This window comes from Phenylobacterium sp. LH3H17, assembly GCF_024298925.1.
Classification (GTDB): Bacteria; Pseudomonadota; Alphaproteobacteria; order Caulobacterales; family Caulobacteraceae; genus Phenylobacterium.
The window spans coordinates 58,313-79,322 of the sequence record NZ_CP101283.1; the positions used below are offsets into that span (position 1 = coordinate 58,313).

20 protein-coding genes are annotated in these 21,010 nt (G+C 68.9%); 10 read left to right on the forward strand and 10 right to left on the reverse strand.

The genetic code is table 11. The features are described from left to right. Positions 1 to 114: 114 nt before the first annotated feature. Genes leuS through holA form a run of 3 tightly spaced genes read left to right on the forward strand, consistent with a single transcriptional unit; the run spans position 115 to position 4,270 of the window. Complete coding sequence (leuS, locus tag M9M90_RS00285) at positions 115 to 2,697, forward strand: leucine--tRNA ligase (RefSeq protein WP_254835172.1); 2,583 nt, start codon at positions 115 to 117, stop codon at positions 2,695 to 2,697. Between the two features lie 7 nt (positions 2,698 to 2,704). Beyond that, positions 2,705 to 3,205 (forward strand): LPS assembly lipoprotein LptE, encoded by a 501-nt coding sequence (gene lptE / locus M9M90_RS00290; RefSeq protein ID WP_254835173.1) that lies wholly within the window; start codon positions 2,705 to 2,707, stop codon positions 3,203 to 3,205. Positions 3,206 to 3,217: 12 nt separating this feature from the next. Beyond that, positions 3,218 to 4,270, forward strand: coding sequence for a DNA polymerase III subunit delta (gene holA, locus M9M90_RS00295; RefSeq protein ID WP_254835174.1), 1,053 nt, complete (start codon positions 3,218 to 3,220; stop codon positions 4,268 to 4,270). Positions 4,271 to 4,502: 232 nt separating this feature from the next. Here holA and M9M90_RS00300 read toward each other — a convergent pair whose 3' ends face one another. The 6 genes from M9M90_RS00300 to M9M90_RS00325 all read right to left on the reverse strand — a co-directional run bounded on the left by M9M90_RS00300 (position 4,503) and on the right by M9M90_RS00325 (position 10,531). Continuing rightward, complete coding sequence (locus tag M9M90_RS00300; RefSeq protein WP_254835175.1) at positions 4,503 to 5,366, reverse strand: ParB/RepB/Spo0J family partition protein; 864 nt, start codon at positions 5,364 to 5,366, stop codon at positions 4,503 to 4,505. A gap of 9 nt (positions 5,367 to 5,375) precedes the next feature. Further along, positions 5,376 to 6,167, reverse strand: coding sequence for a ParA family protein (locus M9M90_RS00305; RefSeq protein WP_371876944.1), 792 nt, complete (start codon positions 6,165 to 6,167; stop codon positions 5,376 to 5,378). Between the two features lie 7 nt (positions 6,168 to 6,174). Further along, complete coding sequence (gene rsmG, locus M9M90_RS00310) at positions 6,175 to 6,846, reverse strand: 16S rRNA (guanine(527)-N(7))-methyltransferase RsmG (protein WP_371876886.1); 672 nt, start codon at positions 6,844 to 6,846, stop codon at positions 6,175 to 6,177. Continuing rightward, positions 6,824 to 8,683, reverse strand: coding sequence for a tRNA uridine-5-carboxymethylaminomethyl(34) synthesis enzyme MnmG (gene mnmG / locus M9M90_RS00315; protein ID WP_371876887.1), 1,860 nt, complete (start codon positions 8,681 to 8,683; stop codon positions 6,824 to 6,826). Before mnmG ends, rsmG begins: the two co-directional genes overlap by 23 nt. A 265-nt stretch (positions 8,684 to 8,948) precedes the next feature. Further along, positions 8,949 to 10,283: a tRNA uridine-5-carboxymethylaminomethyl(34) synthesis GTPase MnmE gene (gene mnmE, locus M9M90_RS00320; RefSeq protein ID WP_254835178.1), complete on the reverse strand. Its 1,335-nt coding sequence runs from the start codon at positions 10,281 to 10,283 to the stop codon at positions 8,949 to 8,951. Beyond that, positions 10,280 to 10,531 (reverse strand): DUF6489 family protein, encoded by a 252-nt coding sequence (locus M9M90_RS00325; protein WP_254835179.1) that lies wholly within the window; start codon positions 10,529 to 10,531, stop codon positions 10,280 to 10,282. The genes mnmE and M9M90_RS00325 overlap by 4 nt, the downstream gene beginning before the upstream one ends. Positions 10,532 to 10,630: 99 nt before the next feature. Between M9M90_RS00325 and M9M90_RS00330 the strand changes: the two genes are divergently transcribed. Beyond that, positions 10,631 to 11,335 carry a dienelactone hydrolase family protein gene (locus M9M90_RS00330; RefSeq protein ID WP_254835180.1) on the forward strand — a complete coding sequence of 235 codons (705 nt, stop codon included), beginning with the start codon at positions 10,631 to 10,633 and terminating at the stop codon, positions 11,333 to 11,335. After that, the gene (locus tag M9M90_RS00335) at positions 11,332 to 12,303 is read left to right on the forward strand and encodes a quinone oxidoreductase (RefSeq protein ID WP_254835181.1); all 972 of its coding nucleotides are present in this window, start codon (positions 11,332 to 11,334) and stop codon (positions 12,301 to 12,303) included. The genes M9M90_RS00330 and M9M90_RS00335 overlap by 4 nt, the downstream gene beginning before the upstream one ends. A gap of 182 nt (positions 12,304 to 12,485) precedes the next feature. On the opposite strand, the gene rho is transcribed toward M9M90_RS00335, so the two are convergent. The 4 genes from rho to hemE form a co-directional block, all read right to left on the reverse strand. Next, complete coding sequence (gene rho / locus M9M90_RS00340) at positions 12,486 to 13,910, reverse strand: transcription termination factor Rho (RefSeq protein WP_254835182.1); 1,425 nt, start codon at positions 13,908 to 13,910, stop codon at positions 12,486 to 12,488. 242 nt (positions 13,911 to 14,152) lie between these two features. After that, positions 14,153 to 14,614: a CopD family protein gene (locus M9M90_RS00345; RefSeq protein ID WP_254835183.1), complete on the reverse strand. Its 462-nt coding sequence runs from the start codon at positions 14,612 to 14,614 to the stop codon at positions 14,153 to 14,155. After that, positions 14,611 to 15,654, reverse strand: coding sequence for a ferrochelatase (gene hemH / locus M9M90_RS00350; protein WP_254837188.1), 1,044 nt, complete (start codon positions 15,652 to 15,654; stop codon positions 14,611 to 14,613). The genes M9M90_RS00345 and hemH overlap by 4 nt, the downstream gene beginning before the upstream one ends. 157 nt (positions 15,655 to 15,811) lie before the next feature. Further along, positions 15,812 to 16,843, reverse strand: coding sequence for a uroporphyrinogen decarboxylase (hemE, locus tag M9M90_RS00355; protein ID WP_254835184.1), 1,032 nt, complete (start codon positions 16,841 to 16,843; stop codon positions 15,812 to 15,814). A 512-nt stretch (positions 16,844 to 17,355) separates the two neighbouring features. On the opposite strand from hemE, the gene M9M90_RS00360 reads away from it, so the two are divergent. The 5 genes from M9M90_RS00360 to dnaQ are packed head-to-tail and all read left to right on the forward strand — an operon-like array spanning position 17,356 to position 21,000. Beyond that, positions 17,356 to 18,204 carry a pyruvate, water dikinase regulatory protein gene (locus M9M90_RS00360; RefSeq protein ID WP_254835185.1) on the forward strand — a complete coding sequence of 283 codons (849 nt, stop codon included), beginning with the start codon at positions 17,356 to 17,358 and terminating at the stop codon, positions 18,202 to 18,204. After that, positions 18,201 to 18,800 carry a nucleoside triphosphate pyrophosphatase gene (locus M9M90_RS00365; RefSeq protein WP_254835186.1) on the forward strand — a complete coding sequence of 200 codons (600 nt, stop codon included), beginning with the start codon at positions 18,201 to 18,203 and terminating at the stop codon, positions 18,798 to 18,800. The genes M9M90_RS00360 and M9M90_RS00365 overlap by 4 nt, the downstream gene beginning before the upstream one ends. Next, positions 18,797 to 19,639 carry a shikimate dehydrogenase gene (aroE, locus tag M9M90_RS00370; protein ID WP_254835187.1) on the forward strand — a complete coding sequence of 281 codons (843 nt, stop codon included), beginning with the start codon at positions 18,797 to 18,799 and terminating at the stop codon, positions 19,637 to 19,639. Before M9M90_RS00365 ends, aroE begins: the two co-directional genes overlap by 4 nt. Beyond that, positions 19,639 to 20,286, forward strand: a complete 648-nt coding sequence (gene coaE, locus M9M90_RS00375; protein ID WP_254835188.1) for a dephospho-CoA kinase — start codon at positions 19,639 to 19,641, stop codon at positions 20,284 to 20,286. The genes aroE and coaE overlap by 1 nt, the downstream gene beginning before the upstream one ends. Positions 20,287 to 20,292: 6 nt before the next feature. Next, positions 20,293 to 21,000, forward strand: a complete 708-nt coding sequence (gene dnaQ / locus M9M90_RS00380) for a DNA polymerase III subunit epsilon (RefSeq protein ID WP_254835189.1) — start codon at positions 20,293 to 20,295, stop codon at positions 20,998 to 21,000. Positions 21,001 to 21,010: the final 10 nt, after the last annotated feature.

Sequence of the window (21,010 nt, forward strand, 5' to 3'; positions counted from 1 at the left end):
CTTCGTCGGAAAATGGTCGGGCGCATTCGGGGACACCAGTCAGGATGCGCTCTCCCACATCGGGTCGGCGCGATATCGGCGCTGGCCGAATTCCTACTGATCTGAAGAGCCCGCATGGCCCGCTACAATCCGAAAGAGACCGAGCCGAAGTGGCGTAAGGCCTGGGCCGACGCCGACGTCTTCCGTGCGGGCCCGCCCGCGCCGGGCGTTCCCAAGTACTACGCGCTCGAGATGTTCCCCTATCCGTCGGGGAGCCTGCACATGGGCCATGTGCGCAACTACACGCTGGGCGACGCCAACGCCCGCTACAAGCGCGCCCGCGGCTTCAACGTCCTGCATCCCATGGGCTGGGACGGTTTCGGCCTGCCCGCCGAGAACGCCGCCATGGAGCGCGGCGTCGATCCGCGCGCCTGGACCTACGACAACATCGCCAAGATGCGGGCCGAGCTGCAGCAGCTGGGCCTGACCATCGACTGGAGTCGCGAGTTCGCCACCTGCGACGCGGCCTATTACGGCCAGCAGCAGGCCTGGTTCCTGGACCTGATGGCGCGCGGCCTGGTCTATCGCCGCGAGGGGGTGGTCAACTGGGATCCTGTCGACCAGACCGTGCTGGCCAACGAGCAGGTGGTCGACGGCCGCGGCTGGCGCTCCGGCGCGGTGGTCGAGAAGCGCAAGCTGAACCAGTGGTTCCTGCGCATCACCGACTATGCCGACCAACTTCTGGAGGGCCTGAAGACCCTGGACCGCTGGCCCGAGAAGGTCCGCCTGATGCAGGAGAACTGGATCGGCCGCTCCAAGGGCGCCCGGTTCGCGTTCCAGTTCGCGGGCGAACCCCCGGCCGGCTTCGAGGCCGGGCTGGAGGTCTACACCACCCGTCCCGACACCCTCTATGGCGCGAGCTTCGTCGGGATCGCGCCCGATCATCCGTTGGCGGAGCAATTGGCCGCGGACCCCAAGGTCGCCGCCTTCCTGGCCGAGTGCCGCAAGGGGGGCGCTTCCGAGGCCGAGATCGAGACCGCCGACAAGATCGGTTTCGACACCGGCCTGACCGTCGCCCACCCCTTCGATCTCGACTGGAAGCTGCCGGTCTGGATCGCCAACTTCATCCTGATGGACTACGGCACGGGCGCTATCTTCGGCTGTCCGGCCCATGACCAGCGCGACTTGGATTTCGCCCGCAAATACAAGCTGTTGGTCAAGCCGGTCGTGCTGCCGCCCGGCGAAGATCCCGCCGGCTTCGACGTGGCCGACGAGGCCTATGTCGGCCCCGGGACCATCTTCAATTCCGACTTCCTTGATGGGCTGGAGATCGAGCCGGCCAAGGCCGCGGCCGTGGCGCGGCTGGAGGCCCAGGGCCAGGGCCAGGGCGCGACCGTCTACCGCCTGCGCGATTGGGGCGTCGCCCGCCAGCGCGGCTGGGGCTGCCCGGTCCCGGTGGTCCACTGCGAAACATGCGGGGTCGTCCCTGTACCGAAGGATCAGTTGCCGGTGGCCCTGCCCGAGGACCTCGACTTCTCCAAGCCCGGCAATGCGCTCACCCGCCACCCCACCTGGAAGCACACCACCTGCCCCGGCTGCGGCGGCCCGGCGACGCGCGAGACCGACACCCTGGACACCTTCGTGGACTCGTCCTGGTACTTCGCACGCTTCACCAACCCGACCGCCGCCGAGCCGATCGACAAGGCCGCGGCCGACTACTGGATGCCGGTCGACCAATATGTGGGCGGCATCGAGCACGCCGTCCTGCACCTGCTCTATGCCCGCTTCGTCAACCGCGCCCTGTCGGACGCCGGCATGCTGGAGGCCAAGGAGCCGTTCGCAGGCCTGTTCACCCAGGGCATGGTGACCCACGAGACGTACCGCCTGCAGAACGGCGACTGGGTCGAGCCCAAGGAGCTGGAAATCGTCGTGGAGGGCCAGACCCGCCGCGCCCGGCGGACCCTGGACGGCCAGCCGGTGATCATCGGCGACATCGAGAAGATGTCGAAGTCGAAGCGCAACACCGTGGCTCCCGGCGACATCTTCGACGTCTACGGCGTCGACGCCGCGCGCCTGTTCGTGCTGTCGGACAGCCCGCCCGAGCGCGACTCCATCTGGTCGGCCTCCGGCGTCGAGGGCGCCTGGAGGTTCGTCAACCGGGTCTGGAACGAGTTCGACAGCCAGCCGGCCGGCCCCGCCCCCGGCGCCTCGCCCGACCCGAGGGCCGACGAGCTGCGCGCCTTCACCCATCGCACGATCAAGGCGGTCACCGAGGCGGTCGAGGGCTTCCGGTTCAATTCGGGCATCGCGCGGATGTACGAGTTCCTTAATAAACTCAAGGAATTCCCGGCCGATGGCGCGACCGCCCCGGTCCTGGCGGCGCGCCACGAGGCCCTGTCGGCCTTCGCCCGGCTGATCTCCCCCTTCACCCCGCACCTGGCCGAAGAGGCCTGGGCGCGTATCGGCGGGACCGGCATGGTGGTCTCCGCCGCCTGGCCCGATTTCGACCCGGCACTGACGCAGGACGCCGTCCGCATCCTGCCCGTCCAGGTCAACGGCAAGCGGCGCGGCGAGATTTCCGTGGCCGCGGGGGCCGAACCGGCCGATGTGGAGAAGATCGTGCTTGACGATCCGGAGATCGCGCGGCGCCTTGAGGGTCTCACGATCCGCAAGGTCATCGTGGTCAAGGATCGCATCGTCAACATCGTGGCCGGGTGAGCCAGACATGAACCGCCTCGTCTTCGCTGCCGCCCTCATGACCGCCGGCCTCGGCCTGGCGGGCTGCGGGTTCACGCCGCTCTACGGCGCGCCGGGGGTCACCGCCCAGCTCACCGCCATCCAGGTGACCACCCCGCCGGGGCGTACCGGCCAGCTGATCCGCGAGCACCTGGACGACGCGCTCGCCCGCGACAAGGGCGCCGCCCCCCGCTACCGCATGGACCTGCAGCTCTCAGAGACCCGCTATCCGCGCGGGGTGCGGGTCGACAACGTGGCCACCCGCTACGAATACGTGCTGACCGCGGCCTACACCCTCTCGGCCCTGCCCTCGGGCTCGCCGGTGAAGAATGGCGTGGCGCGGGTCGAGGTCACCTATGACAGCGCCGACCAGCCCTACGCTTCGATCTCGGCCCAGCAGGACGCCCAGGACCGCGCCGCGGCCGAGGCCGCCCGCAAGATCGAGCTCGAACTCGCCGCCTGGCTGGCCACCCAGGCCAACAAGTCCTAGGCGGCGCAGGCCGTGATCCTCGCCAAGCGGCCGGATATCGAACGCTTCCTGGCCCGGCCGGACCCGCAGATCCGCGCGGTGCTGATCTATGGCCGGGACATCGGGGTGGTGCGCGACCGGGCCAAGGACCTGGCCCGCAAGGTGGCCGCCGATCCGGACGACCCCTTCAATGTGGCCCTGCTCACCGACAGCGATCTGGACGGCGACGGGGCGCGGCTGGAGAACGAACTCGCCTCCCAGTCGCTGATGGGCGGCCGGCGCCTGGTCCGTCTGAAGTTCGCCACCGAAAAGGCCAGCCTCGACAAGCAGGTGGCCGAGGCGCTTACCGCCCACGCCGAGGGCAAGCTCAATCCGGACGCCTTCTTCCTGATCGAGGCCGGGGCGCTCGGCCGCGACTCCGCCTTGCGCAAGGCCGCCGAGAAGGCGCCAGGGGCGGCGGTCATCCCCTGCTACGAGGACGAGCCCGGCGATGTGGCCCGCCTGGTCCGCGAGACCTTGTCGAAGGACGGGGTGGGCCTCGACGCCCAGGCCCTGCAGCTGTTCGTCAGCCGCATGCCCAAGGAGCGCGGGGTAGCCCGCCAGGAGATCGAGCGCCTGGCCCTCTATCTCGAGCCAGGCAGCGGCCGCACCGCCTCGCCGAAGGACCTGAAGGACTTCCTGGGGGTCGAACCCGAGGCCTCCCTGTCCGACGCCGCCGCCGACGCCTTCGGCGGCCGGCTTGCCGAGGCCCAGGCCGGACTGCGCCGCGCCGCCGCCGAGGGTGAGGCTGGGCCTGCCGCGGTCCGCGCCATCGGCATGTACCTCGGCCGCATGCGCCGCACCCTCACCCTGGCCAAGAACGGCGCCGGCCTGCAGGAGGCCGCCAAGGCCAGCGGCGTGTTCTGGAAACAGGAGCGCGAGTTCCTCCGCCAGGCGCGGTCCTGGACCCTCGACGACCTTGACCGGCTGCAGCCGGAGGTGCTCGCCGCCGACAAGGCCTGCAAGACCGCCGGCTCGCCGGACGGCCTGATCGCCGAGCGGCTGGCGCTGACCGTGGCGGGCCGGGCGCGGCGGCTGGGGCTGTAGGCCCCCTCCGTCACGTCGCCGAAGAGGGCGACGCTCCCCTCCTGGGGGAGCTGTCAGCGAAGCTGACTGAGGGGGACTTTGACTCGCGGCGGATGGCCCAAAGCCGCCCTCGGAAAACTGCCTCTCACGCGCACAGAGGACCGACCGTCCGTACTCGTACACGGTCGTTTCGCCACAGGTCGAATTCCGAAAACGCGCCCTTATAAATCAAGGACTTAGCGGAGGGTGAAAATCAGCCTCGGGTGGTCAGCCGGCGGCAGAGCTCGTCGAGCTGCTCCAGGGTCGCGTACTTGATCCGCAGCTCGCCCACGCCGCCCCGATCGACCACCTCGACGTCGAGACCCAGCACATCCGAGAGGTCGCTCTCCAGGGCCAGGGTGTCGGTGTCCTTGGTCGGTCTCGACCTGGCCTTGCCGGCGGACGGCTTGCGGACCAGGGCCTCGGCATCGCGCACCGAGAGGCCGCGGGCGACGATCTCCTGCGCCAGCCGCGCCGGGTCCTCGGCGGTGAGGATGGCTCGGGCGTGGCCCGCGGTGAGCTTGCCCTCCAGCACCAGGTCACGGACCGAGGCCGGCAGGTTCATCAGCCGCAGGGTGTTGGCCACATGGCTGCGGCTCTTGCCGACGCTCTGCGCCACCTCGTCCTGGGTGTGGCCGAACCGATCGACCAGTTGCTGGTAGGCCGCGGCCTCTTCCATCGGGTTGAGGTTGGCCCGCTGGACGTTCTCGATGACCGCGATCTCGAGGACCTGCCGGTCGTCCAGCTCGCGGATCAGGGCCGGCATAACCCGCAGGCCGGCCTTCTGGCTGGCGCGCCAGCGGCGCTCGCCGGCGACGATCTGGAAACCGCCGGCTGCGCCGGGATCGGGCCGCACCAGGATCGGCTGCAGCACGCCCTTGCCGCGAATGGAGTCGGCCAGCTCGTCGATCTCGGCGGCTGCGAAGTGGGTGCGCGGTTGGTCGGGGTTGGCGTGGATCAGCTCGATGGGGATTTCGCGCACGCTCGCGGCCTCGCCGGTCCCCGTGGCGAGGTTGGTCTCCTCGACGTCGCCCAGCAGGGCCGACAGGCCCCGGCCCAGTCCGCGTTTCTCGGCCATGCTCATTCCCTACGCGGCTTCCTTGGCGCGGCGGTCGCGCTCACGCACCACCACCTCGCGGGCGAGTTTCAGATAGGCCTGCGAGCCCCGGCACTTCAGGTCATAGACCAGCACCGGCTTGCCGAAGGACGGCGCCTCGGAGACCCGCACGTTCCGCGGGATCACGGTCTGGTAGACGGTGTCGCCGAAGTGACCGCGCACGTCGCGCGCCACCTGTTCCGACAGGCTGTTGCGGCGGTCGTACATGGTGAGCACCACGCCCTGGATATCCAGGGCGGGGTTCAGGCTGCCCTTGACCAGCTCCACCGTGCGCATCAGCTGGGTGAGGCCTTCCAGGGCGAAAAACTCGCACTGCAGGGGCACCAGGACCGCGTCGGCGGCAGCCATGGCGTTGACCGTCAGCAGGTTCAGCGACGGCGGGCAGTCGATCAGCACATAGGTGTAGGCCTTTGACGCCCGGACTGGCTCCAGGGCGTCGCGCAGCTTGAAGGAGCGCCGCGGCATCTGGCCCAGCTCCAGCTCGACCCCGGAAAGGTCCGGGTCCGAGGGCGACAGGTCGAGGCCGGGGATGGCGGTCTTGATCACCGACTCCGCGAGGGAATGCTCGCCCATCAGAACGTCGTAGAGGGTCACCTTGCGCAGGGCCCGGCCGATGCCCAGGCCCGTCGAGGCGTTGCCCTGCGGATCGGAATCGATCAACAGCACCCGCTCGCCGACGGCGGCGAGCGCCGTGCCCAGGTTGATGGCCGTGGTGGTCTTGCCCACCCCGCCCTTCTGGTTGGCGATCACCAGCACGCGCAGTTTTCGTTCAGCGGCCACGGCCGAGCCTCCTGACGCGCACGATCCGGCCTCTGGCATCGCTTAAGCTGGGCAACACGTCCGCCTCGAAATCCCAATATCTCGTAGCGTCTTCGAGTTCGGACGCAACATCTTGGCCTTTGAGGAACAGCGCCACGGCGCCACGCTTCAGGTAAGGCTGGCCATACCCCAACAGCCGGTGCAAGGGCGCGCAAGCCCGGGCGGTGACGATATCCACAGTCAGGGACAAGTCCTCCGCACGAGAATTGTGAACGGTGGCCGGCAGCTTCAGTCCGTCCACCACCTCGGTGAGGAACCGGCAGCGCTTGGCCAGGCTGTCGACCAGATGCACGTGAAAGCCGGGGCGATCTTTTTGCAGGATCGCCAGAACGATACCGGGCAATCCTGCACCCGTGCCGAGGTCGGCCCAGGTCAGGGCGTCGGGCGCCAGGGGAAGGATCTGGGCCGAGTCCCAGGCGTGCCTCGACCAGAAGACGTCGAGGGTCGCGGGGCCGACCAAGTTCATCCTCTGGTTCCAGTCGACCAGGTATGACCGGTATTGCTCGAGATCGGCCAGGGCGGCAGGACCGGCGCCGGTGGCGGCCGCAAAATCGGCGGCGTCAGCCACCTCGATCACGCGGCCAGGCTCTGGGGCGGGGTCAGGCCGCGTGGCGACGGACATGGGCCAGCAGGGCTGTGAGCGCGCCGGGGGTGACGCCTTCGATGCGGGCCGCCTGGCCCAGGGTCAGGGGGCGGACAGCGCCCAGCTTCTCGCGGACCTCGTTCGAGAGACCGCCGACCCCGGCGTAGTCCAGCTCGGCCGGCAGGCGCAGGTTCTCGTCGCGGCGGAAGGCCGCGGCGTCGGCCGCCTGACGGTCCAGGTAGCCTGCATAGGCCGCGTCGATCTCCACCTGCTCGCGGATTTCCGGGGCCCAGGCGGCGATCTCTGGCCAGATGATCGAGAGGTCCTCGAACCCGATGGTCGGGTAGGCGAGGAGCTGGGTCAGGTCTCGGACGACGCCGTCGGCCTTGACCGGCAGGCCGGCCTTGGCCGCGACATTGGGGGTGAGGGTCAGTTCGGCGGCGCGGGATCGCGCCTGGGCCAGGGCGTCCGACTTTCGCTTCCATGCTGTTTCACGTGAAACACCGACGACGCCCAGGGCGAGGCCGCGATCGGTCAGCCTCTGGTCGGCGTTGTCGGCGCGCAGGGACAGACGGAACTCCGCCCGGCTGGTGAACATGCGGTAGGGCTCGGTCACACCGCGGGTGACCAGGTCGTCGATCAGGACGCCGATATAGGCCTCGTCGCGACCGAAGGCGGCGGCGTCGAGGCCCGAGGCGGCCCGGGCAGCGTTGAGTCCGGCGACCAGCCCCTGGGCGCCCGCCTCCTCGTAGCCGGTGGTGCCGTTGATCTGGCCGGCCAGGTAGAGGCCGGGCAGCCGCTTGACCTCCAGGCTCGGGTAAAGTTCGCGGGGGTCCACATAATCGTATTCGATGGCGTAGCCGTAGCGGCGCACCTGGACGTTCTCCAGCCCCGGAATGGTCCGCAGGAACAGGTCCTGGGTCTCTTCCGAGACCGAGGTGGAGATGCCGTTAGGATAGACCGTGTCGTCGTCGAGGCCTTCCGGCTCCAGGAAGATCTGGTGGCTGTCCTTGTCGCCGAAGCGCACCACCTTGTCCTCGATGGACGGGCAATAGCGCGGCCCGCGCCCATTGATCCGGCCGCCGTAGACCGCCGACTCCGTCAGCCGCTCGGCGATGATCCTGTGGGTGGCCGCGGTCGTGTAGGTCACCCCGCATTCGATCTGGCGCGTGGTGATCTTGTCGGTCAGGAAGGAGAACGGGATGGGCTCCGCGTCAGCCGCCTGCATCTCCAGCCCGTCCCAGGCGATGGTCGAGCCGTCCAGCCGCGCGGGCGTGCCGGTCTTCAGCCGCCCCATGGAGAGCCCGCTGGCATAGAGCCGGTCCGACAGCCCGATGGCGGGGGCGTCGCCCACCCGGCCGGCAGGGATCCGCATCTCGCCGCGATGGATCAGGCCCTTGAGGAAGGTTCCCGTGGTCAGGACCACGCGTCCGGCCCGGTACTCGGTCCCCGTGGCCCCCACGACGCCCAGGACCACGCCGTCCACGACGATGAGATCCTCGACCGCCTCGGCCAGGACGGTGAGGTTCGGGGTCTGGGCGAGCTCGGCCTGCATGGCCTGGCGATAGAGCTTGCGGTCGATCTGGCTGCGCGGTCCGCGCACGGCCGCGCCCTTGGAGCGGTTCAGCATGCGAAACTGGATGCCGGCCTGGTCGGCCAGCCGGCCCATCAGGCCGTCCAGGGCGTCGATCTCGCGGACCAGATGACCCTTGCCCAGCCCGCCGATGGCCGGATTGCAGCTCATCTCGCCGATGGTTTCCAGCTTGTGCGTCAGCAGCAGGGTGCGGGCGCCGAAGCGCGCCGAGGCCGCCGCGGCCTCACAGCCGGCGTGCCCTCCCCCGATGACGATGACGTCCCAAGCGCTCAAGCTTCGCATCCCGAAGAAAGACGCCCCCGGCGGACCGGGGGCGAGCGAGGCCTGTATAGCGAAGGGCGTGCCATTTTTCACGTGAAAGGTTGGCCGGTTTCGATGCTCCCCCTCTGGGGGAGCTGTCAGCAAAGCTGACTGAGGGGGCTTTGGCTCGCTTTAACGCGCTTCAACCCCCTCCGTCTCGTCGCGAAGCGGCGACGATCCACCTCCCCCAAACCGCGCTCCGCGCTGGGGGAGGATCTAGACGGTCCCCTGTTTCACGTGAAACAGCCTATTTTCCAATGCAGAAGCTGGAGAACACCCGGTCGAGGACATCCTCGGGGTCGATGCGGCCGGTGATCCGGTCCAGGGCGCGGCCGGCGAGGCGCACGTCCTCCGCCGCCAGCTCGAGCTGGTCGTCATAGGCTTCGGCCCGCTGGAGTCGCTCCAGCGCCTCCCCCAGCAGCTCCCGGTGCCGCAGGCGGGTGGCGGTGGGCGGCTCGGCCCCGGCCAGCGCCTCGACCACTCGGCGTTCCAACGCGGCCTCCAGGGCGGCGATGTCGGCGGTTTCACGGGCGCTGAGCCGCAGGACATCAATCCCCAGCGCCCGGGCCTCCACCAGGGCGTGACCGGTCTCCGCCCCCGCCGGCAGGTCGGCCTTGTTGATCAGGCAGAGATCGTGCGGATGCAGGTCGCCTGGGGCGCTGGCCCTGGCGTCGCTGGCCCCGTCCACCACCCAGACCCGCAGATCGGCCTCGTGGGCCCAGGCGCGGGCCCGGCGCACGCCCTCGGCCTCGATCTCGTCATTGGTTTCGCGCAGGCCAGCGGTGTCGGCCAGCAGGACCTTGTAGCCCGCGAACCGCATGGGAACCTCGATGATGTCGCGGGTAGTGCCCGGGGTGGCAGTGACGATGGCCGCCTCCCGGCGCGCCAGGGCGTTGAGGATGGTGCTCTTGCCGGCGTTCGGCGCGCCGATCAGAGCGACCTTGAAACCCTCCCGTACCCGCTCACCCCGCCGGGTGTCGGCAAGTGCGTGTTCCAGTTCGCCGATCAGCCCAGCCAGGATCGGCTTGGCGCGGGCCGCCACGTCCGCCGGCACCTCCTCGTCAGGGAAGTCGACCGCCGCTTCAAACATGGCCAAGGCCTCGATCAGGGCGTCGCGCCAGCGGGTCTGGGCCTGGCCCAACGCCCCACCCAGCTGATCCAGGGCCTGGCGGCGCTGCGCCTCGGTCTCGGCCTCTATGAGGTCGGCCACGCCCTCGGCCTGGGCCAGGTCCAACTTTCCGTGCTGGAAGGCGCGGCGGGTGAACTCCCCCGGTTCGGCCAGGCGTAGGCCAAGGCTGTTAAGGGCCTCCAGCAGCCCGGTCATGACCGCGGGCCCGCCATGCACATGAAACTCTGCGCAGTCCTCGCCCGTATAGCTGTGCGGCCCCTCGAACCATAGGACCAGGGCCTGGTCCAAGATCGCGCCTTCGTGCCTCAGGGTTCGCAGGGCCGCCTGGCGCGTGCGGGGACGGCGGCCGGCCAGGGCGTCGACCGCCCCGCCCGCCTTCGGACCGGACAATCGCACGACGCCCACCGCCGCGCGGCCCGGGGCGGTGGCGGCGGCGAAGATCGTATCCGTCATTTCGGGCGGGTGTTGCCCATGCCCGCGTCGACCGCAGCGGACATCAGCTTGCGGAACTGCTCCTGGGCGCCGACCCCGAAGGCGGTCCAGTTCTTCATCAGCTCATCGGGCGAGAGCATGGCCATGTTGGAAGTCATGCGGCTCTGCATCTCCTCGACCAGCTTCTCGTTGAGGGCTGTGACATCCGGCAGACCCAGGAAGGCGCGGGCTTCCTGCGCGGAACAGTCGACTTCGATCGTCATCTTCATCTCAAATCCTCCGGCGTCCTGACGACATTGTTATGGCCGGTGTCGCCGCCCGCGCGCTAGTAGCCCCCGCGAGGGCTTCACGTGCAACGGGAGATGGCCATGGGCGAGACGATCACGATCAAGGGTGAGGACGGCGACTTCACCGCCTATCTGGCGCGACCGGCCAAGCCCAAGGCGCCGGCCGTGGTGGTGATCCAGGAAATCTTCGGGGTCAACGCCGTCATGCGGGATATCTGCGACGGCCTGGCGGCCGAGGGATTCCTGGCGGTCTGCCCGGACCTGTTCTGGCGGATCGAACCCGGCATCGACATCACCGACCAGTCCGAGGCCGAGTGGAAACGGGCTTTCGAGCTGTTCAACGCCTTCGACGTGGAGGCCGGGATGAAGGACATCGCCGCGACCATCGACCAAGTGCGAGCCATGGCCGAGGTCAACGGAAAGGTCGGGGCGGTGGGCTTCTGCCTGGGCGGGCTGCTGGCCTTCCTGACCGCGGCGCGCACCGACTCCGACGCTAGCGTTTCCTACTATGGCGTCGGGATCGAGGGTCGGCTGGCCGAGGCTGAGAAACTGGCCAATCCCCTGCTGATGCACATCGCTGAGGAGGACCAGTTCGTCCCCAAGGAAGCCCAGGCCCTGATCCTGACCACCCTGAAGAACCACCCGCAGATCCAGATCCACACCTATCCGGGCCGCGACCACGCTTTCGCCCGGGTGGGCGGGGAGCACTATAACGAGGCCGACGCCAAGTCGGCCGGGGGCCGCACCCTGGCCTTCTTCCAACAGCACCTGGGAGACGACCAGTGAAGGCGATCCGCTTCGAGACCACGGGCGGCCCCGAGGTCCTGCAGGTCGTCGACCTGCCCACCCCGACGCCCGGCCCAGGCCAGGTCCTGGTCCGGCACGAGGCCGTGGGTGTCAACTTCATCGACACCTACCATCGCTCCGGCCTCTATCCGCTAAAGCTGCCCAGCGGCCTGGGCATGGAGGCGGCGGGCGTCGTCGAAGCCCTGGGCGAAGGCGTGACCCGGTTCAGGGTGGGCGACACCGTGGCCTATGCCTCGGGGCCCATGGGGGCCTATGCCGAGTACAACACCCCGGCGGCGGCGCGGACCATCCTCCTGCCCCCGGGCGTCAACGCCCGGACCGGCGCGGCGGCCCTGCTGAAGGGTATGACCGCCGAGTTCCTGCTGCGCCGCTGCTATCCGGTGCAGGCGGGCGAGACCATCCTCATCCACGCGGCGGCCGGCGGCGTCGGCTCTATCGCCGTGCAGTGGGCGAAGCACCTGGGCGCCCGGGTGATCGCCACCGCCGGGTCGGAGGCCAAGGCCGATCGGGCCCGAGCGCTTGGGGCCGATCACGTCATACTCTACCGGGACCAGGACGTGGCCGCCGAGGTCCGCCGCCTGACCGACGGCAAGGGCGTCCCCGTGGCCTATGACTCCGTCGGGGCGGCCACCTTCGAGGGAACGCTGGGCAGCCTGGCGCGGCGCGGCCTGTTCGTCTCATTCGGCAACGCCTCTGGGCCCGTCCCGCCGTTCGCCCCGCTTCGCCTGAGCCAGGCGGGCTCGCTGTTCTTCACCCGACCGACCATGGGCGACTACCAGACCACCACCGAGGAGCTCGACGCCAGCGCCGCGGCCCTGTTCGAGGTCATCGCCTCCGGCGCGGTGAAGATCGAGATCGGCCAGACCTTCCCACTGGCGCAGGCGCGCGCCGCGCACGAGGCATTGGAGGGGCGTGAAACGGTTGGCGCGAGTTTGCTCATCCCGTAGGCCGGCGTTTCACGTGGAATTTGAGTTACTTCAAATGGTTAGCTCACGTATGGTCCCGGGCTTGCTGCGCAACCCGGGATGACGACGGTGGATGAGCCGGCGGCCGACACGTGGCGCCGCCTACGCAAAAGGGGCCCGCATCGCTGCGGGCCCCTTCTTCGTTTCGGTGGGTCGACGCCCGGCTAGGTGTTCATCGACTGGAAGAAGTCCTCGTTGTTCTTCGAGGTGCGCAGCTTGTCGAGCAGGAACTCGATGGCGTCCTGGGCGCCCATCGGGTTGAGGATGCGCCGCAGGATGTAGGTCTTCTGCAGGTGCTCCTTGGGCGTGATCAGCTCTTCCTTGCGGGTGCCGGACTTCAGCACGTCGATGGCCGGGAAGATGCGCTTGTCGGCGACCTTGCGGTCCAGGATCAGCTCGGAGTTGCCGGTGCCCTTGAACTCTTCGAAGATCACCTCGTCCATCCGGCTGCCCGTGTCGATCAGGGCGGTGGCGATGATGGTCAGCGAACCCCCCTCCTCGATGTTCCGCGCCGCGCCGAAGAAGCGCTTGGGGCGCTGCAGGGCGTTGGCGTCGACACCGCCGGTCAGCACCTTGCCGGACGACGGCACCACGGTGTTGTAGGCGCGGCCCAGGCGGGTCACCGAGTCCAGCAGGATGACCACGTCGCGCTTGTGCTCGACCAGGCGCTTGGCCTTCTCGATCACCATCTCGGCGACCTGGACGTGGCGGGTGGCCGGTTCGTCGAAGGTTGAGGAGATCACCTCGCCGCGCACGGTGCGCTGCATGTCGGTGACTTCTTCCGGCCGCTCGTCGATCAGCAGGACGATCAGGTAGCACTCGGGGTGGTTGGCCGCGATCGACTTGGCGATGTTCTGCAGCATCACGGTCTTACCGACCCGGGGCGGCGCCACGATCAGGCAGCGCTGGCCCTTGCCCAGCGGGGCGACGATATCGATCAGCCGGCCCGAGCGATCCTTCAGGGTCGGATCCTCGATCTCCATCTTCAACCGCTCGTCGGGATAGAGCGGGGTCAGGTTATCGAACAGGACCTTGTGGCGGACGTTCTCGGGGTTCTCGAAATTGGTCAGGTCGACCTTGGTCAGGGCGAAGTAGCGTTCGCCTTCCCGGGGCGCGCGGATCGCGCCGTCGACCGTGTCGCCGGTGCGCAGGCCGAACTTCCGGATCTGGGAGGGGCTGACATAGATGTCGTCGGGACCCGGCAGGTAGTTGGCCTCCGGCGAGCGAAGGAAGCCGAAACCGTCGGACACCACTTCCAGGGTGCCCGAGCCGGAGATCTCGATCCCCTCCTCCGCCAGGGTCTTGAGGATCGCGAACATCATGTCCTGCTTGCGCATGGAATTGGCGTTCTCGATCTCCATGGTCTCCGCGAAGGCCAGCAGGTCGACGGGCGACTTGTCCTTCAGCTCCTGGAGCGACATGCGGGTGAGGCCCATGGCGGCGATGGCCGCGGCGACCTCGGAATGGTCGTCGTCGCCGTCATCTTCGCCCGAGGCGGCCTCGGCGGAGGCTTCGAGTTGGGCGTCCTCGATGGCGGACTCAGCTTCGACCTGGGTGTCGACGACGTCGGTTGGGGTGTCTTCAGTCATGGGATTACTCTGATAGGTCCCCGCCGGCCGAACGGTTTTCGGGCGCGGGGAGAATCGTCGGGGGCGTTAGGGGGACGCCGATTTATGTTCGAGGGCCGGGCCGATGCGGCTTTGACAAGCGCGCGGCGCACGGAGGTAGGGCGGGGCGCGGCTTCGGAAATCCGACGCCACGTGGGATGAGCCGAACCACATGCTGGGCCCGGGGTCAAGCCGCGCGGTCGCCGTCGCCGAGACAGATAGGGTCAGCGCTGGCCGAATTGAAGGGTCACGGCGAGCACCGCGACGACCGCCGCCAGGAACGGCAGCTCGTTGGTGGCGCGCCAGAATTTCGCGGACTTCGAGCGCTCGCCGGCCAGGAATTTCTTGTACGACCCGGCCAGAAAGCCATGCCAGCCCGAGAGGAAGATCACCGCCGCCAGCTTCACGATCATCCAAGGCTGAGCCAGGAAGGCCCAACCCTCCTTGGCCGCATGGACGTGCCAGAAGATCAGGCTGACGCCCAGGATCCAGGTCAGGATCATGGACGGATTGATGATGATCTTCAGGAGCTTGCGCTCCCAGACCAGGAAGTTCGCGTCGAACTCGCTGCCGGGCGGCGCGGTTTCGGTGTGGTAGGCGTAGAGCCGCGGCAGGTACATCATCCCAGACATCCAGGCGATGACTGCGATGATGTGCAGGCCCCGCAAGGTATCGAAGAGGTTCACGCCGCAGCTCCCATGGTCTGACAGGCGCATTTCGCATAGTCCTGCGGGCAGCGCCACGGGCCGTCTGGCCGGGCGCCGCCGGGCCGGGCGAGCGCATTGGTCACGGCCGTCGTCAGGGCGCCGATAAAACGGGGCGCCGTCCCGAGCGCGGGCGCGCGGAGATAGGGGGCGCATCCGACCTCGCGGGCCAGCTCGCCGTATTCGTGATCCAGCTCCACCAGGGTCTCGACGTGCTCGGAGACGAAGGCGATCGGGCAGATCAGCACGCCCTTGCCCTCGGCGCCGGCTCGCCGGATTTCGTCGTCGGTGGAGGGACCGATCCATTTCAGCGGCCCGACGCGGCTCTGGTAGCAGACGTTCCAGTCGGTGAACTCCGGCAGCCGGAAGACCACCGCCTGGGCCGTGGCCTGCACCTGGGCCTGGTAGGGATCGCCCGCGGCGATGACCTTTTCCGGCAGGCCGTGGGCGGAAAACAGCAGCCGGACACTGGCAGGGCTTCCGGCCTGCTCCCAGGTCGCGCGGATCGCCGCGGCGTGGGCCTCGGTGAGGCCCGGCGCCGTGGGGAAGCAGCAGACCGTTCGGCTGGTCCCCGGACCGGCATAGGCGGCCTCCCAGTCCTTCAGGGACGAGGCCGAGGTGGTGGTCGAGAACTGCGGGTAGAGCGGCAGGAGCACGATCTGGTCCGGCGCGAAGGCCGCGACCTCCTTGGCCGTCTGGCCGGCGAAGGGTTTCCAGTAGCGCATGGCGATGAAGACCTTCACCGTCAGGTCCGGCCGCGCCGCCGCCAGGCTGGCCTCGAGCGCCGCGGCCTGCTTGCGCGTCTCCGGCAGCAGGGGCGAGCCGCCGCCCATGAGCGCGTAGTTGGCCTGGGCCGCCTTCTCCCGCCGCTTGGCGATCCACCAGGCGAGCGGCCCGCGCGCGATGGCCGGCAGGTCGAGGATCGCCGGGTCGCTGAACAGGTTCTGCAGGAAGGGACGGACCGTGGCCTGGTCATCGGGGCCACCGAGATTGAAGAGGACGACGGCGAGCCTGGTCATGATCCGGCCGCGCTAGAGTCAAAGTCCCCCTCAGTCAGCTTCGCTGACAGCTCCCCCAGGAGGGGAGCACCTGAGTTACGCCAATCCAGATCCTCCCCCAGCGCGCAGCGCGTTTTGGGGGAGGTGGCTCGGAGCGAAGCGGAGAGACGGAGGGGGTCTCTCACCGTCCCGTCACCCGGCGGATGGTGCGCTCGATGTGTTCGATGGGCGTGTCGGGCAGGACGCCGTGGCCCAGGTTGAAGATGTAGGGCCTGTCGTTCCACTGGGCGATCAGGGCGTCGACCCGGGCGTCCAGGGCCGGACCGCCGGCCCGCAGCAGCAGGTTGTCCAGGGCGCCCTGGATGGTCTTGCCCCCCGCCTGGATCTTGCGGCCGAGCGCGGCCGAGGCCTGGGTGTCCAGGGCCACGGCCTGGACAGGGACCTTCTCGGCATAGGTCTCGACCAGCGCGCCGGCCCCGCGCGGGAAGCCGATGAACGGGGTGTCGATCCCCGCGGCGCGGACCTGCTCGATGATGGCGATGTGCGGCCTGATGACGATCCGCTCGAAGACGTCCTCCGCCAGGCCTTCCGCCCAGCTCTCGAACAGCTTCAGCACCTGGGCGCCGGATTTCGCCTGCATGACCAGGTAGCGCGCGGTGGACTCCACCAGTATGTCCAGCAGCCGGTCCAGCTTCTCGGGGTGTTCGTAGGCGTAGGTCCTCGCCCCGGTGCGGTCGGACCCCCGGCCCTCGATCATGTAGGTGGCCACGGTCCAGGGCGCGCCCGCGAAACCTATCAGGGCGCGGTCGGGCTCCAGCTCGGCGCGGACCCGGGCCAGGGTCTCTCCGATGGCGCTCAGGCGTTCCGTGGAAGCCTCGACCTGGTCCGCCAGGCTTTCCAGGGGCGGCAGTTCGCCCAGGCGGGGCCCCTCGCCGGCCTCGAACCAGACCTCCTGGCCCAGCGCCCGCGGGATCAGCAGGATGTCGGCGAAGACGATGGCCGCATCCAGCGGGAAGCGGCGCATGGGCTGCAAGGTCGCCTCGGCCGCCATCTCCGGATTGTGGCAAAAGGCGATGAAGTCCTTCGCCCGGGTGCGCAGCTCACGGTACTCCGGCAGGGAGCGTCCGGCCTGGCGCATGAACCAGACCGGGGGCCGGTCCAGGGTTTCGCCGGCGAGCGCCCGCAAGAGGCGCGGTTTTGAACCTTCTGACATGGGCGCCGTTAAACCGGCTTAGCGCGCCGGGCTCAAGGCCTGGGCTCAAACCCGCCTGCCTTCTTCCTAATTAGAATCTTGAATCTAAGCGGAAGGGGTAGAAGCAGGGCCGCCGATCAATGGGGACAAGTCGCGCCCCGCACATGCCGCGAAGCCTTCGCCCACAAGCCATACGACGGTTTCGAGACGCTCACGGTAAAGCCTGTGAATTGCGGGGAGCGTCGTTAACCCCTCGTTAGGGTTTACCTTTTGTTAACCCCTGACCGGGGGCCGATCGTGGCTGAACGCCGGTCGCTGGTTAATCCTTTGGTCATACCTTGGTAAGACTTCATTAACCTCCCAGAGCGTGGATCAGTCGGACTCAAACCGGGCCAGTTCTCCCATCCGTCCACCGCTGGCCGGCCGGCGGCGTGGCTATCCCCAATTTCGTTCGCCTTCGCTAAGAAGGTATCGACTCTTTGATCCCCAGATTTCCGCCTAAGCCATTTCGTCGCAGCCAGCCTTAGGATCCGATGACCTCGCCCTCGCGCATCGCCACCTACTTCCATGTGCACCTGGTGTCGGACTCCACCGGCGAAACCCTCAACGCCATGGCGCGCGCCGTCTGCGCCCGGTTCGAGAACGTGCTGCCCATCGAGCACATCTACGCCCTGGTGCGCTCGCCCCGGCAGCTGGAGCGGGCGCTGACCGACATCGAGGAGGCGCCCGGCGTCGTGATCCATACGATCGTCGACGACCAGCTGCGCACGGCGCTCGAAGAAGGGGTTCGGCGGCTGGACATGCCCTGCATCGCCGCCCTGGACCCGCTGGTCTCGTCCCTGCAGCGCTATCTGGGCGCCTCGATCAGCCGCCGGGTGGGGGTGCAGCACGCGCTCGACAACGACTATTTCAACCGCATGGACGCCCTGAACTACGCCATCGGCCATGACGACGGCCAGGGCGGCCAGGATCTGGAGCAGGCCGACGTGGTGCTGGTGGGGGTCTCGCGGACGTCGAAGACCCCGACCTGCATCTATCTGGCCCACCGCGGCGTGCGGGCGGCCAATGTGCCGCTGGTGCCGACGCGGCCGCCGCCGGAGAAGCTGTTCGAGCTGAAGAACACCCTGGTGGTGGGCCTGACCATCTCGCCGGACCGGCTGATCCAGATCCGCCGCAACCGGTTGCTCAGCCTCAAGGAAGACCGGGAATCCTCCTATATCGACATCGAGGCGGTGCGCGAGGAGACGGTGAAGGCCCGGCGGCTCTATGAGCGCCAGGGCTGGCCGGTGATCGACGTCACCCGCCGCAGCGTCGAGGAGACCGCCGCGTCGGTCCTCAACCTGCTGCACGGCGGCCACGGCCAGGTGGAAGTGCTCGGATGAGCGCGGAGCCGATCATCCTGGCCTCCAAGAGCGCTGCGCGTCGCGCCGTGCTGACCGGCGCCGGCGTGCCGTTCGAGGTGTCGGTGGCCGGGGTCGACGAGGACGCCGTCAAGACCGCCATGCTGGCGCAGGGCGCGAGCCCGCGCGACGTGGCCGACGCCCTAGCCGAACTGAAGGCCATCCGGGTGTCGCGCTCGCAGCCCGGCTTCGTGATCGGCTCGGACCAGACCCTGGAGTTCGAGGGCCGGCTCTATGACAAGGTCGAGACCATGGAGGCCGCCGCCGAGCGGCTGAAGGCGATGCGGGGCAAGCCGCACAAGCTGCACTCCGCCGTGGTGGTGGCCAAGGACGGGGCGCCGATCTGGCGCGAGGTGGTCTCGGCGACGCTGACCATGCGCGACTTCTCCGACGATTTCCTCACGGCCTATCTGGTCACCGAGGGCGACCAGGCTCTTGGCTCGGTGGGCTGTTACCGGCTGGAAGGTCCCGGCGCCCAGCTGTTCTCGAAGATCGAGGGCGACTATTTCGCCATCCTCGGCCTGCCCCTGATGGGCCTGCTGGACCTGTTCCGCAGGCATGGGGCGCTTAAGGCATGATCAGCGGCGCGACCTTGCTGGCCGGGGTAGTGGGAAACCCCATCGCTCACTCCATGAGCCCGATCCTGCACAACGCCTGGCTGGCGGCGGCGGGGATCGACGGGGCCTATGTCCCGTTCCGGGTCGCCGAGGACCGGTTTACGGGCTTCGTGGAGTCCTTGCGTGGCGGCTCCGTGCGGGGGCTCAACGTCACCATCCCCTTCAAGGAGCAGGCCCTGGCCCTGGCCGATCGGCCGGGCGAGCGGGCGACCATGGCGGGCGCGGCCAATGTGCTGGTCTTCGAGGCGGACGGTGGCATTCTCGCCGACAACACCGACGGCCTGGGCCTGCTGGCCGCCCTCGCGGGGCAGGCGCCGGGCTTTGATCCAGGATCCGGGCCGGTGGCGATCCTGGGCGCCGGCGGCGGCGCGCGGGGCGCGGCGGCGGCCTTCACCGCGGCCGGCTGCCCCGAGGTGCGCATCGTCAACCGAACCCAGGCCAGGGCCCAGGCGATCACCGACGTGCTGGGCGGCGAGGCCTTCGGCCTGGACCGGGCGGCGGCCGCCTTCGAGGGGGTTATCGCGGTGGTCAACGCCACCTCGGCGGGACTGGCGGGCGAGGGCGAACTGGACGCACCGCTGGAGGCAACCCCCACGACCTGCGTGGTGATGGACATGGTCTACAAGCCGCTGCTCACGCCGTTCCTGGCGCGGGCCCAGGCGCTGGAACGCCGCACGGTCGACGGCCTGGCCATGCTGATCGGCCAGGCGATCCCGTCATTCGAGGCTTTCTATGGCCGACCGCCACCGGCCGATGTCGATGTCCGCGCCCTGGCGCTGAAATTCCTGGAGGGGCGTTGATGCTGGTCCTTGGGCTCACCGGCTCCATCGGCATGGGCAAGTCGACCACGGCGGCCATGTTCCGCGAGGCCGGCATTCCGGTCTATGACGCCGACGCGGCGGTGGCCGACCTCTATGTGCAGGGCGGCGCGGCGGTCGGACCGCTGGAAGCGGCGTTTCCCGGCGTCACCAAGGACGGGGCGGTGGACCGCGAGGCCCTGCGGACCCGGGTCCTGGGCGACGACGCGGCCATGGCCAAGCTAAATTCCATCGTCCATCCGCTGGTGGGCGCCGACCGAGGGCATTTCTTCAGGGCGGCGGAGGCGGCCGGCGCCGACATGGTCGTGCTGGACATCCCCCTGCTCTACGAGACCGGCGGCGACGCCAACATGGACGCGGTGGTGGTGGCCTCGGCCCCCGCCGACCAGCAGCGCGAGCGGGTCCTGGCGCGGCCCGGCATGACACCGGAACGGCTGGACGCCATCCTCTCGCGCCAGACGCCCGACGCCGAGAAGCGCGCCCGGGCCCATTTCGTGGTCGACACCGGGCGCGGCTTGGAGCCGGCGCGGGCCCAGGTGGCCGAGATTATCGCCACGATGCGCGATCCACAGAAGCGTCCCACGCGACAACAGGCCCCGCTTGAAGGCCAGGCCAAACGGGGCGATTGATCGGCCATGGCGCGTGAGATCGTCCTCGACACCGAAACCACGGGCTTCGAGCCGCACCTGGGGCACCGGCTGGTGGAACTGGCCTGCCTGGAGATCGAGGACTTCGTCCCGACCGGGCGGACCTTCCACGTCTATATCGATCCCGAGCGCGACATGCCGCCCGAGGCCCAGCGCGTCCACGGCCTGTCCATCGATTTCCTGCGCGGCAAGCCGAAGTTCGCCGACCTGGAGATCCACCACGCCTTCCTGGAATTCGTCGGCGAGGCCCCGATCATCGCCCACAACGCCGGCTTCGACCGGGCGTTCGTGAACCACGAGCTGACCGTCTGCGGCCGGGAGATCATCCCGGAGCACCGCTGGGTCGACACCCTGGCCCTGGCGCGCACCCGGTTTCCGGGCATGCACAACTCGCTGGACGCGCTCTGCAAGCGCTTCAAGATCTCGCTGGCCGACCGCGAGAAGCACGGGGCGCTTATCGACGCCCGGCTGCTGGCGGCGGTCTATCTGGAGCTGAAGGGCGGGCGCGAGCGCCGCCTGGAGCTGACCACCAGCCAGGCCCTGGCCCAGGCGGTGTCCATCGCGACCCAGGGGGCCTATGGCGCGCGCCCGAGGCCGCTGGCCTTCCGTTCGACCGACGCCGAACGCGAACTGCACGCCAGCTTCATCCGCGAGGTCGTGAAGAGCGACCTGCTCTGGAAGAAGCACGGCCTGTAGCCACCCGTCG

Coding starts and splice junctions, on each gene's coding strand:
- hemE (WP_254835184.1), bottom strand. CDS start 16,843: ATGTCAGAAGGTTCAAAACCGCGCCTCTTGCGGGCGCTCGCCGGCGAA.
- rsmG (WP_371876886.1), bottom strand. CDS start 6,846: ATGTCCGTCGCCACGCGGCCTGACCCCGCCCCAGAGCCTGGCCGCGTG.
- M9M90_RS00365 (WP_254835186.1), top strand. CDS start 18,201: ATGAGCGCGGAGCCGATCATCCTGGCCTCCAAGAGCGCTGCGCGTCGC.
- M9M90_RS00360 (WP_254835185.1), top strand. CDS start 17,356: ATGACCTCGCCCTCGCGCATCGCCACCTACTTCCATGTGCACCTGGTG.
- dnaQ (WP_254835189.1), top strand. CDS start 20,293: ATGGCGCGTGAGATCGTCCTCGACACCGAAACCACGGGCTTCGAGCCG.
- mnmE (WP_254835178.1), bottom strand. CDS start 10,283: ATGACGGATACGATCTTCGCCGCCGCCACCGCCCCGGGCCGCGCGGCG.
- coaE (WP_254835188.1), top strand. CDS start 19,639: ATGCTGGTCCTTGGGCTCACCGGCTCCATCGGCATGGGCAAGTCGACC.
- M9M90_RS00325 (WP_254835179.1), bottom strand. CDS start 10,531: ATGAAGATGACGATCGAAGTCGACTGTTCCGCGCAGGAAGCCCGCGCC.
- aroE (WP_254835187.1), top strand. CDS start 18,797: ATGATCAGCGGCGCGACCTTGCTGGCCGGGGTAGTGGGAAACCCCATC.
- mnmG (WP_371876887.1), bottom strand. CDS start 8,683: ATGCGAAGCTTGAGCGCTTGGGACGTCATCGTCATCGGGGGAGGGCAC.
- rho (WP_254835182.1), bottom strand. CDS start 13,910: ATGACTGAAGACACCCCAACCGACGTCGTCGACACCCAGGTCGAAGCT.
- M9M90_RS00330 (WP_254835180.1), top strand. CDS start 10,631: ATGGGCGAGACGATCACGATCAAGGGTGAGGACGGCGACTTCACCGCC.
- M9M90_RS00300 (WP_254835175.1), bottom strand. CDS start 5,366: ATGGCCGAGAAACGCGGACTGGGCCGGGGCCTGTCGGCCCTGCTGGGC.
- leuS (WP_254835172.1), top strand. CDS start 115: ATGGCCCGCTACAATCCGAAAGAGACCGAGCCGAAGTGGCGTAAGGCC.
- lptE (WP_254835173.1), top strand. CDS start 2,705: ATGAACCGCCTCGTCTTCGCTGCCGCCCTCATGACCGCCGGCCTCGGC.